We start from the raw sequence: 11,466 nt of genomic DNA, 5'->3' as shown, positions 1-11,466 counted from the left end.
CTAGAGAACAAGTTGTTATCCCGAGTTCAGGTTATATAGGCAATCTAGCCCGCTTTACCACGCTATCAGGCATTTTGTTTGCCAATTGCCCTAGCGCTACCTGAATCCGCTTATGTAGCTTTTTATCTGCAACGGCGGAATGGAACAACCATCGATATGCATCTTCATAATCTCTTGGACTACCATGACCTTGATTAAATACATCTACGAGTCTTAACTGAGCGTTTAAATTGCCAAGTGCTGCGGCTTCTCTCAGATAGGTTACCGCCATCGCTTTATCTTCTTGCACCAACTGACCAACATCATAGTAGCGACCTAATTGTTCAAGCGCCGCGGCAAGGCCCTGCTCTGCTGCCCTTTTCATATAGTAAAGGCCGAGCTCAACATCTCTGTCTACACACACGGCATAAGCTAACATGTCACCATAAAGAAACTGATACGAAGGCAGCGCCATAATTTCAGCACGCGCTTCAATATCTTTAACCAGCTGGCACTCATCCGCTTTAACCCGAGCAAGGTGTTGATTTTTTTCAATGAGCGCTAGTAGCTCTTGCTGCGTATACAAAGGCACAGCTTCGATAGCCTCTTCGGCAGATACTTTGCTCTGTATACTGAGACTTAAGGAAACACTCAATGCTGAAGCTGCAAAATAACGAAGTAAGTAATTCATCGAAGACCCATCAAAGTAAAGCTGATTGTTTAACTATAGCAGGCTGCAAAAGCAAATTACTTGCTCTGCAGCAACATTGACACTCAAATTTGATTAAGCATTATTTACGCCAAAGCGAAGTCTAATTTCATCATCTGAGCAAACATTCGCTTAGTTATCGGCAGAAAGACAAAAACTTGTAGGGTAATAGACACAAAAAAAGCTGCCGTAGCAGCTTTTTTCTTTATCAATCGACAGCAGAATTATTCAGCAAAAGGGTTGCGAACAATCATTGTCTCAACGCGGTCTGGGCCTGTTGAGATGATATCAATTGGCACGCCAGTGATTTCTTCTAGGCGCTTGATATAGTTGATAGCGGCTTCTGGAAGTTGCTCAACAGAAGTTGCACCAAAGGTGTTTTCGCTCCAACCTGGCATTTCTTCGTATACTGGAGTTACTTTCTCGTAGCCTTCAGCAGCAAGAGGAGTCACATTAGTTACAGTGCCGTCTTCTAATTGATAACCAGTACAGATTTTCACTTTTTCTAGACCATCAAGTACGTCTAGTTTAGTTAAGCAGAAACCGCTGATGCTGTTGATTTGAACTGCACGGCGCATTGCCACTGCATCAAACCAACCGGTACGACGTAAACGACCAGTCGTTGCACCAAACTCGTTGCCTTTCTCACCTAAGTGTCTGCCAACTGGGTCTTGCTTGTCTTGACCATCGTAAAGCTCTGTAGGGAAAGGACCTGAACCAACACGAGTTGTGTAAGCTTTAACAATACCTAAAACGTAATCTAAGTGTAGCGGACCAAAACCTGCACCTGTCGCAACACCACCAGCCGTCGTGTTTGATGAGGTTACATACGGATAAGTACCGTGGTCGATATCAAGTAGTGTACCTTGCGCACCTTCAAATAGAATATGGTCGCCAGCATTACGCGCTTGATCAAGTAGTTCAGTAACGTCAACAATCATTGACTTAAGTACTTTTGCTACTTCCATTGCATCATCGTATGTCTTCTGGAAGTCTACTGGGTCTACTTTGTAGTAGTTAACCAAGGCGAAGTTGTGGAACTCTAGTACTTCTTTAAGCTTCGCAGCAAATTGCTCTGGGTTGAAAAGATCGCCAACACGTAAACCACGACGTGCAACCTTATCTTCGTACGCAGGACCGATACCACGGCCAGTTGTACCAATGGCTTTTTCACCACGCGCTAGTTCACGCGCTTGGTCTAGTGCAACGTGGTAAGGCAAGATCAAAGGACATGCTTCGCTGATCAATAGACGCTCACGTACAGGAACGCCACGCGCTTCAAGCATGTGGATTTCTTTCATTAGTGCATCTGGTGCAAGTACTACACCATTACCAATTACACATTTAACGTCTTCGCGTAGTACACCTGATGGGATCAAGTGTAGTACCGTTTTCTCACCGTTAATTACTAGTGTATGGCCAGCATTGTGTCCGCCTTGGTAGCGAACAACTAAAGAAGCCTTATCTGTAAGTAGGTCAACTACTTTACCTTTACCTTCGTCACCCCATTGGGTGCCTAATACAACGACGTTTTTACCCATTGCAAATTCACTTAGAAAAAATTAGGCGCAGATTTTACCAGAAAACCATAGTCGAAATCACCCCAATTTGCCTAATTTTTCTGCTTTCAATAAGATTGATGATGTAAAGCATCAAGGCAAGTTACATAACTTGTTGAAAAGGTGGATTAATAGCTGAAAATCAAACAACGTATTTTATTTTTATATCAAAATAGCTGTATTGTTCGGATTAATCGATAACTATCTCTTTGTTATCAAAAGTAAACTTTTATAAAACGTAAAAAGCCCAAAGGTTAACCTTTGGGCTTTTTAAAATATAGCTCAAGCTTGCTCGCGAGCAGTTAAGCTTGAGTGACTAGCCTATAGCTCTAAATCGTCTTCAACTTCAGCAAGACCTTTATCTTCTCCCTCTTCAGGCATAATAACCGCTTGCGCTAGGAGCATTTCTCTCAACTTGCCTTCAATTTCGTTGGCAATCTCAACATTTTCTTTCAAGAACTTAATTGAGTTTGCTTTACCCTGGCCAATTTTATTGCCGTTGTAGCTAAACCAAGCACCCGCTTTATCAACCAGTTTGTGTTTCACACCTAAGTCTATCAACTCACCTTGTTTCGACGTACCTTCACCGTACATGATGATGAACTCAGCTTGCTTAAATGGTGGTGCTACTTTGTTTTTCACAACCTTAACACGAGTTTCGTTACCAACAACCTCATCACCTTCTTTCACTGAACCGATACGACGAATATCAAGACGTACAGATGCATAGAATTTAAGTGCGTTACCACCAGTTGTGGTTTCAGGGTTACCAAACATCACACCAATCTTCATACGAATTTGGTTGATGAAAATACATAATGTGTTCGAGCGTTTGATATTAGCAGTAAGCTTACGCAATGCTTGTGACATGAGTCGAGCCTGCAAACCAACGTGTGAGTCACCCATATCGCCTTCGATTTCAGCTTTAGGGGTAAGTGCTGCTACCGAGTCAATAACAACCAAATCAACCGCACCAGAACGAACTAACATGTCACAAATTTCAAGCGCTTGTTCACCGGTGTCGGGCTGTGATACTAATAGCTCATCAACATTAACGCCTAGCTTTTCAGCATAGATTGGATCGAGTGCGTGTTCAGCATCAACGAACGCACATGTTTTACCAAGCTTCTGCGCTTCTGCAATCGCTTGTAATGTTAGCGTTGTTTTACCTGATGATTCTGGACCATAGATTTCAACAATACGACCAGTTGGTAAGCCGCCGATACCAAGTGCAATATCCAGACCTAGTGAACCAGTTGAGATGGCTTCAATATCTAGCGCCTTGTTCTCACCCAGTTTCATGATTGAGCCTTTACCAAACTGACGCTCAATTTGTGATAGTGCTGCGTCTAATGCCTTTTGCTTGTTATCGTTCATTTGCTTCTCCAATTCAGCGTAATGACACCTAGTATACTGTATGAAATTACAGTATCAAGTAGAATTTTATGATTTTACCATCTCTATAGTATTTTTTAATGCAAATTCAATAGCTTGAACTCTTACTTCAGCCCTATTCCCAGTAAATACTTGGTGAAATGCCTGAACTTTGTCACTATTTGCAATAGCAAACCATACAGTACCTACTGGCTTATCAGCACTGCCGCCAGAGGGTCCAGCGATACCAGACACAGCAATGGCAACTTCAGCATGAGCTACCTGCTGAGCGCCTTTGACCATTTCCAAAACCGTTTGCTCGCTCACGGCACCAAATTGCGTTAGGGTTTGTTGCGATACTCCTAATAATTCGTGCTTAGCTTGATTACTGTATGTCACAAAACAACGCTCTATATATGCAGAGCTCCCTGGCGTATCTGTTAACGCATAACTCACCCCACCACCTGTACATGACTCTGCGGTAGTGATTGTTACGCCGTTATTCGTTAGAATAGCGCCCAATTGTGCCGCATATTCGGCTATCTCTTTGTAGTGCTCCATAGGAAAACCTTTTAGGTATCAACAATGTCGTCAGATCTATATTCAGAACACACTATAAACCAACAAACCCCAATGATGCAGCAATACCTGCGAATTAAAGCTCAGCATCAAGAAATCTTGCTGTTCTATCGCATGGGCGACTTTTATGAACTCTTCTTTGACGATGCCATCAGAGCGGCGCAGCTTCTCGATATTTCTCAAACCTATCGGGGCAAAGCCGGTGGCAATCCGATCCCAATGGCGGGTGTTCCCTATCATGCAGTTGAAAACTACTTAGCTCGCTTGGTACAACTGGGTGAATCTGTTGCTATTTGTGAGCAAGTTGGCGACCCTGCGACCAGTAAAGGTCCTGTAGAACGTAAAGTTGTGCGTATTGTTACTCCAGGTACCGTCACCGACGAAGCACTATTGCAAGAACGCCAAGATAATTTACTTGCGGCGGTCTACCAACATCCAAAAAACTTAGGTTATGGCGTTGCCTATCTTGATATTAACTCGGGCCGATTTAATATCGTAGAACTACAGACTGACGAAGCACTTAACTCTACGCTACAGCGCTTGCAGCCCGCAGAATTGTTATATCCAGAATCATTTCAAAACCTTTTAGTGCTAGAAAGTATTAAAGGCAGTCGTCGCCGTCCGGATTGGGAGTTCGATTTAGACACAGCAAAGCATTTACTTTGTCAGCAGTTTGCAACCCGCGATTTAGTCGGTTTTGGTGTCGACAATGCCAATATGGGTTTAATCGCTGCGGGTTGTGTCATGCAATACGTGAAAGACACGCAACGCACTGCATTACCTCATATTCGTGCGATCACGCTCGAAAAGAATGAGCACGCAGTTATCTTAGATGCCGCGACGCGCAAAAACTTAGAGCTGACACTGAACCTCTCTGGCGGTGTTGAAAACACCTTAGCGCAGATTTTAGATAAGTCTTCAACGGCCATGGGTTCGCGCTTACTAAAACGCCGCATTCATACGCCCGTGCGCGAACGCAAAGAACTCAATGCTCGACTCAATGCGATTGCGAGCCTAATCGAACAACAACTATGCATGGAAGTTTACGATGCACTAAAACACATTGGCGATATTGAACGAGTTGTAGCACGGTTAGCGTTGTTTACCGCTCGTCCGCGTGATCTAACGCGTTTAAGAAGTGCATTACAAGCGTTACCGCCATTGCATGGTATTTTACAAGATGCGACGGATGCGAGACTTCAGTCTATCATTAGCCACTCACCGGCATTACCTAAGTTACAAGATTTGTTAGAACGAGCGGTTATCGACAATCCCCCTGTTCTCATTCGTGATGGTGGAGTAATAGCACAGGGCTACAATGCAGAGCTTGACGAGCTACGCGCATTAAGCGCAGGTGCCACGGATGTTTTAGAAAAACTTGAAGAAAGAGAGCGCGAACGCACGGGGATCTCGACATTAAAAATTGGCTATAACCGCGTTCACGGATTTTATATTGAGATCAGCCGCGCCAATTCGCACTTAGTGCCTGCGGAATACATTCGCAGACAAACACTGAAAAATAACGAACGCTATATTATTCCTGAGCTAAAAGAGCATGAAGACAAAGTGCTTGGAAGCCAATCGAAAGCACTAGCACTTGAAAAACGCCTGTATGAAGAGCTCTTTGAACTCATCGCTCCTTATATTGAACAATTGCAAGTCATGGCAGCAGCGCTTGCGGATTTGGACGTACTAAACACTTTAGCTGAACGTGCTCAAACACTAGACTATTGCAAGCCCACGCTTACCGACGGCACTGAAATTGATTTAGTGGATGGTCGCCATCCAGTCGTAGAACAAGTAAGTAAAGAACCATTCATTGCCAACCCGGTAAAACTCAACGATGAACGTAAAATGCTCATTATCACTGGGCCAAATATGGGTGGTAAATCGACCTATATGCGTCAAACCGCGTTAATTGTGTTGATGGCGCATATCGGCAGCTATGTACCAGCAAGCGCAGCTACCATCGGAATTGTCGATCGTATTTTTACTCGCATTGGCGCCAGTGATGACCTTGCCTCTGGGCGCTCAACCTTTATGGTTGAAATGACCGAAACTGCAACCATTTTAAACAATGCAACCGCCCAATCATTGGTGCTAATGGACGAAATTGGTCGTGGTACTAGCACCTATGACGGTTTATCACTCGCTTATGCGACAGCGGATTATCTCGCCAGCAAAATTGCAGCAAAAACACTGTTTGCTACTCATTATTTTGAGTTAACCGAATTGGCTGAGCAACAAGCAGGCCTTGTTAATGTGCATTTGGATGCCGTTGAACATAACGATACCATTGCCTTCAAACACACAGTAATGGAAGGAGCTGCAAGTAAGAGTTTTGGTTTACAGGTAGCAAGTCTTGCCGGCGTGCCAAAAGCGGTGATTAAGTTGGCGAAACAGAAACTCGCTTTGTTAGAGCAACATCAGAGCGTCGTTGGCGATAAGCCTGTTCATGTTACAGCGCCTGTACAGCAGAGCTTAATGCTTGCTAATGGGCCTTCTGAGGTTGAAGCGCTACTTGCTGATATGGATCCCGATGATATGACACCAAAGCAAGCTCATGCTTTGCTATATCAACTTAAGTCTATGCTATAGAAAGTAAAAAGCGGCTAAATGCCGCTTTTTTAATGTTCTCTCACAATTAGAACTTGTGGTTATACTGAAGACCAAAGATCATCGCATGGCCTTTAGAGCGATAGCCCCACTCACTGAATCTGTCAGCTTCAGTGAAAGTTTGTGTTTTACCTCTTAAAACACTGATCCCAAAATCTACAGTTGCTTGGTTAGCAAGTGTATACTCCGCACCAAATGAGTACCAAGTACGGTCTGTATCAGGAATTGAGATAGATAGATGGTTTTCATCCGCTGGTGACTCATCATACGCCATACCTGCACGTAGTTTCACCGCATTACTAAGCTGATAGTCAGCGCCAACTGCAAAACGTAATGAATTAGAGAAATTCTCTTCTTTAGTGAATACTGAACCTGCGTTACCAACTACAGCTTCAAGTTCATCAAAACTATTCCAGCCGGTCCAAAGTACGCTGTAGTGTAGTGAGGTTTCTTGGTTTAGTTTATGAGAACCTGAGATCTCAGCAATCGCAGGTAACGTTACATCTACTGAACCTGGTAGTGACGCGCCATTCAAGCCGCCAATCGCTGCTGGTAAGTCGTTGCTAAAGTGGCCATCAAATGTGATATCTGTTTCACTACGGTAATGGAAGCCGATTAGGTTGTTTTCATCAATTTGATAAGCAACGCCTAGGTTCCAACCAAAGCCATAATCGTCACCTTCTAAATGTACCGCTTGAGTACTTGCTGGCAAACCTGTCGTTGTCGCGCCAAGGTTACGGACGATTTTAGCATCAGCATAAACTTCATTAATACCAAACGCTACGCTCCATTGCTCATCAATTTGGTAAGCAGCAGAAATACCTAAGTTAACGGTCTTAATTTCAGTTTCACCCGCGATTTGGCCAGCAACATAATCCTTATCGAATTCTGTAGATAGGCCAAACTGTGAATAGATACCTGCACCAATCGACCATTGGTCATTATATTTGTGTGTTGCATAAATAGCAGGAATAATAGCACTTGGCGCGATGCTGTTGTCATTTAACGCTGCTGCAGGGATACCATTGCTAGTACCTGTTCCCGTCAGGCTTACGTCCGGTTGAACATACATAGCTGCTACTGATAATTGCGTGCCTGATAGCTTACCCATCAATGCTGGGTTACGTGCAACCACTGACGCATCGTCGGCTGCAGATGCTTCACCCGCATAAGCACGACCAAGGCCAGATACGTTTTGTTCCGCAAGTTGGAAGGCGGCAGCTAGTGCTTGTGATGACGATAAAATCGCACCTGATGCGATAAGACCTAATAATACTTTGTTCATACTCTAATCCCCTGTGAACTAACCATTTCCTGAGTAATGGTTAAAAAAACCAATTCGAGTAACACTGCGTAGCCTCACTTTGACCTTGCTCACCTAGCCAATATCCAGCTATGCCACACACCCACCAAATTGGCAGAATAATAAATTCATGACACCCTACCTAAAAGTGGAGTAGAAATCTCCTTTTTTGCGACTTTTCGTTGATTAAGTGAACATATAACGAACAAATTACGCACTTTATAAACTCATCGGATGAGATGAATTATCAAATGATAATAATTACCAATATCATTGACGTGCCTTCATCCCTTATATACACTCTTCAATCTGAGTATGAGTCATTCTGTGTGCTAATCGTGCCAAGGAGAACAACATGTCGATAGCATTAATCGTTTGCGCATTGGTATTTTGCGGTCTCAGCGTATATTGCCTGTGTAAAGCAAACTACTGTGCCTGTCGTCACGCGGGAGAGTGTGATAACCCGGTCAGTCAGTACTGGCTAGGAGCTATTGTCGCAGCGTTGCTATCACTGCTGCTAAGCTGTGCGGCGTTACATTCTGAAAAGGGAACATTACTGTGGATACTAATGATGGCGAGCTGTATGACTGGCGCAATGCTCTCTGCTAGATGGCAAAATCTCAAAAGACGCTGTAAAAACGCTTTCTTTCCAGTCGCGCAATCCAAACCTTAAATCAATAATTGATCTCTTAGCAGTCGTGAGAGGTTAATTTGATAATCAAGCGGCCTAACACTTGCGATCACTTTGATGTCTGACTCACTTAAATCCAAATCTTTTGCCGTAACATGGTGGAGATGTTTGGTATTGTAAAACACACGTACAAGAGGCGCGGTTGGTGCGTGCTTATTGCCTTCGAGTACCAATCCTAATCGCTCGTTGGTCAGTTTAACAATAGTCCCTACGGGGTGAACCCCCATACACTTAATAAAACGCTGCACTAAAATAGGATCAAATTGCTTTTTACTCGACAGCAAAAAGCGTAATGCATTAATAGGCTCATCAGCCTCTTTGTGGTGCTGATCTGAGGTTATGGCGTCGTATACATCCACAATCGCCATCATTCTAGCCGCGGTGCTGAGTGCGTCGTCTTTAATCCCTCTGGGATAACCTGTACCATCTAAGCGTTCATGATGGTTGATGATCATGTCCAGCATAATAGGCGTGATCCCAGACTCACCTTTACTCAACCCCAACGACTGTGCCACATGTTTTTTGACCGCACGATACTCAAGATCGGTAAAATTACCCGGCTTATTGATCAGCCCCTGCGGTAACTTAGCGTGACCAATGTCATGTAACATCGCCCCCATGGCTAACTGTTCAATAATGTGATGTTGCAAACCGAGATGCTTGGCAAATACGGTGATCAGAATTGCGCAATTGGTCATATGACGCCAATTGTAGGCATCTTTGTCTTTGATCCGAGTTAAAATCGCCATCGCATTTGAATTACGAAGTACCGAATCTACGATGTCTTTACTTACCTCATTGATGAGGCTCATATCGACCTTCAAACCCGATGTAACATCTCCATAGAGGCTTTGGATCTGACGGTTATTTTTTTCAAACTTTTGCATCGCAACCGCAAATTCTTGCTGCAAAGTTTGTTCTTTACTCACCGTTTTGGTTTTGGGTTTTGGCTTGCTGCGAGCGGTGGAAAGGCTACCATCCATGCCATTTTTGGCGACAGGTTCTTCAGGGGCTTGTGGCGCTTCAGTGACCGGTTCTGCTGACGGCTGATATTTCTGTGGTACAGGAATATCACTCTGCGTAAAGTCTATGGTGAGCTCCAGTACCCCTTTATCAATCAGCTTTTGAATGATGGCTTCATCTCTGACCATTCCCCGAGATTTGATCTTAATGCCCGCGTCAGACTTATGCTTGTGAACATTATCCACAAACATTCCTGGTCTAAGATCTTCAATGGGAAGGACAATCTGCATGAATCGCTTACACTACGTAGTTAGCCAATGAATATTAATACCATTGAATGAGGTGAAACACCATCTATTCAGATTAAATTCACACAAAGGTATGGTGAAATTACAACCGCTCAGAAACGCTTGTTATACCAGTTTACTTAATTAAGGGGTTTAATTTGAGGTATTTATGAAGTGTTGCAGGAGGGGAAACCCAACACCGTATACATGCTGGGTTTTATACGATTGCTATTCTTGGAAATAAGTTCCCCAGCCGTCGTATTCAACGCCAGCGTCTAATGCAACCTTTTCTAACTTGTCTACGTCTTCCATGATAACGTCGGTATCCAGTTCGGCTTCTACAACAACATCAAAGCCCCAAATTTTGCCGCCGTCTTCGAGCTCAAGCTCTGCAGGCTCTTCAACATCATAGCCCAATTTAAATGCCGCTAATGCTGCTGCTTCCAGCTTGTCAAAATCCTCACTTACAAAGTGATGTTCTACTTCATAAAGCGTTTCAGGGTTTGAGCCGTCTTCTAGCAATGAAGAAACAATGTCTTCACTTATCTCACGCCAGTTTTCCATTATTTTAATCTCGCTTTTGCATCTAGTTCAGCTATTCTTTGAGCCATTTTAGCATGGATCTGAGCAGCGTGATCCCTTGCTGGCACTTCTGGGTCTAAATATTCTGGCTCTAGTATGTCGATATAGACCTTACCATTATTCCAACGATTGAGCTTTATCTGCTCATGCGTTGAACTCATACATACTGGAATGATAGGCACATTGGCACTCATCGCAGTGTGAAATGCCCCGGTTTTAAATGGTAACAAACCGCGGCCATAGCTTCTGGTTCCTTCAGGGAACATCCAAACCGATAGTTTTGACTCGGTGATTTTTTTTGCTGATTTGGTCAGTGTACCTAAGGCTTTAGAACGATTAGCTCTATCAATCAAAATGTTGCCAGATAGCCAATACATTTGCCCAAAGAACGGGATCCACTTTAAGCTTTTTTTCCCCATGCTGACGGTGTTTTTTGGCACCACGGCCGGCAGCGTAAAGAGATCATAATTATTTTGGTGATTTGCAACATACATCGCGGGGACAACATGCTTGGCATTTTCATGCTGTGTAATAACCAACTCAACGCCTATCAACTTTGACATATAGCCATACCATTTGGCTATCGTGTGCACATTGTTAGCATGAAAAGGGCGCACAATACACAATAACAATCCGCAAATACCACTAACAATGATAAACACTGCTAATAAGAGAATTCGTATAATGGCAATCAATTTAACCACTCCAGAATTAAAATCTCGCGCATTATAGTAAAATAAGCGAACACTTGTAAGCTCAAAATGATGATAGTTTTGAGATTGCCAGATGAGTCTCTAGGTATGAGAGTTAAGGTGCTGATCTGT

The 11,466-nt window shown here is 43.5% G+C and carries 10 protein-coding genes; 2 read left to right on the top strand and 8 right to left on the bottom strand.

The window, feature by feature from the left end; all coding sequences use genetic code 11:
- Positions 1 to 31: 31 nt before the first annotated feature.
- The 4 genes from NH462_RS13570 to NH462_RS13555 all read right to left on the bottom strand — a co-directional run bounded on the left by NH462_RS13570 (position 32) and on the right by NH462_RS13555 (position 4,182).
- Positions 32 to 670 carry an SEL1-like repeat protein gene (locus tag NH462_RS13570; RefSeq protein ID WP_010378945.1) on the bottom strand — a complete coding sequence of 213 codons (639 nt, stop codon included), beginning with the start codon at positions 668 to 670 and terminating at the stop codon, positions 32 to 34.
- Between the two features lie 242 nt (positions 671 to 912).
- A complete protein-coding gene (locus NH462_RS13565) occupies positions 913 to 2,229 on the bottom strand; it encodes an adenylosuccinate synthase (RefSeq protein WP_010378944.1) in 1,317 nt (438 codons plus the stop codon).
- Positions 2,230 to 2,568: 339 nt separating this feature from the next.
- Entirely contained in the window at positions 2,569 to 3,624 is a 1,056-nt protein-coding gene (recA, locus tag NH462_RS13560; RefSeq protein ID WP_017218478.1) for a recombinase RecA, read from the bottom strand.
- Between the two features lie 66 nt (positions 3,625 to 3,690).
- Positions 3,691 to 4,182: a nicotinamide-nucleotide amidohydrolase family protein gene (locus NH462_RS13555; RefSeq protein WP_253106047.1), complete on the bottom strand. Its 492-nt coding sequence runs from the start codon at positions 4,180 to 4,182 to the stop codon at positions 3,691 to 3,693.
- A 24-nt stretch (positions 4,183 to 4,206) separates the two neighbouring features.
- On the opposite strand from NH462_RS13555, the gene mutS reads away from it, so the two are divergent.
- A complete protein-coding gene (mutS, locus tag NH462_RS13550) occupies positions 4,207 to 6,798 on the top strand; it encodes a DNA mismatch repair protein MutS (protein WP_253106045.1) in 2,592 nt (863 codons plus the stop codon).
- Between the two features lie 46 nt (positions 6,799 to 6,844).
- Here mutS and NH462_RS13545 read toward each other — a convergent pair whose 3' ends face one another.
- Positions 6,845 to 8,101, bottom strand: coding sequence for an outer membrane protein transport protein (locus NH462_RS13545; RefSeq protein ID WP_253106043.1), 1,257 nt, complete (start codon positions 8,099 to 8,101; stop codon positions 6,845 to 6,847).
- 373 nt (positions 8,102 to 8,474) lie between these two features.
- On the opposite strand from NH462_RS13545, the gene NH462_RS13540 reads away from it, so the two are divergent.
- Entirely contained in the window at positions 8,475 to 8,792 is a 318-nt protein-coding gene (locus NH462_RS13540; protein WP_010374094.1) for a hypothetical protein, read from the top strand.
- Here the strand turns inward: NH462_RS13540 and NH462_RS13535 are convergent.
- From NH462_RS13535 to NH462_RS13525, 3 genes are all read right to left on the bottom strand, one after another.
- Positions 8,789 to 10,063, bottom strand: a complete 1,275-nt coding sequence (locus NH462_RS13535; RefSeq protein ID WP_026345593.1) for an HD domain-containing phosphohydrolase — start codon at positions 10,061 to 10,063, stop codon at positions 8,789 to 8,791. The genes NH462_RS13540 and NH462_RS13535 overlap by 4 nt on opposite strands.
- Before the next feature lie 225 nt (positions 10,064 to 10,288).
- The gene (gene rraB / locus NH462_RS13530) at positions 10,289 to 10,624 is read right to left on the bottom strand and encodes a ribonuclease E inhibitor RraB (RefSeq protein ID WP_010374098.1); all 336 of its coding nucleotides are present in this window, start codon (positions 10,622 to 10,624) and stop codon (positions 10,289 to 10,291) included.
- Positions 10,624 to 11,337: a 1-acylglycerol-3-phosphate O-acyltransferase gene (locus tag NH462_RS13525; RefSeq protein WP_010374100.1), complete on the bottom strand. Its 714-nt coding sequence runs from the start codon at positions 11,335 to 11,337 to the stop codon at positions 10,624 to 10,626. Before NH462_RS13525 ends, rraB begins: the two co-directional genes overlap by 1 nt.
- Positions 11,338 to 11,466: the final 129 nt, after the last annotated feature.

The sequence above is a fragment of the Pseudoalteromonas sp. OANN1 genome (assembly GCF_024124685.1).
GTDB classification, from domain to species: Bacteria; Pseudomonadota; Gammaproteobacteria; order Enterobacterales; family Alteromonadaceae; genus Pseudoalteromonas; species Pseudoalteromonas piscicida.
Note: the sequence above shows the minus strand (reverse complement) of the source record. Positions and strands in the feature narration are given on the sequence as shown.

Coding starts and splice junctions, on each gene's coding strand:
- mutS (WP_253106045.1), top strand. CDS start 4,207: ATGTCGTCAGATCTATATTCAGAACACACTATAAACCAACAAACCCCA.
- rraB (WP_010374098.1), bottom strand. CDS start 10,624: ATGGAAAACTGGCGTGAGATAAGTGAAGACATTGTTTCTTCATTGCTA.
- NH462_RS13540 (WP_010374094.1), top strand. CDS start 8,475: ATGTCGATAGCATTAATCGTTTGCGCATTGGTATTTTGCGGTCTCAGC.
- NH462_RS13545 (WP_253106043.1), bottom strand. CDS start 8,101: ATGAACAAAGTATTATTAGGTCTTATCGCATCAGGTGCGATTTTATCG.
- NH462_RS13535 (WP_026345593.1), bottom strand. CDS start 10,063: ATGCAGATTGTCCTTCCCATTGAAGATCTTAGACCAGGAATGTTTGTG.
- recA (WP_017218478.1), bottom strand. CDS start 3,624: ATGAACGATAACAAGCAAAAGGCATTAGACGCAGCACTATCACAAATT.
- NH462_RS13565 (WP_010378944.1), bottom strand. CDS start 2,229: ATGGGTAAAAACGTCGTTGTATTAGGCACCCAATGGGGTGACGAAGGT.
- NH462_RS13570 (WP_010378945.1), bottom strand. CDS start 670: ATGAATTACTTACTTCGTTATTTTGCAGCTTCAGCATTGAGTGTTTCC.
- NH462_RS13555 (WP_253106047.1), bottom strand. CDS start 4,182: ATGGAGCACTACAAAGAGATAGCCGAATATGCGGCACAATTGGGCGCT.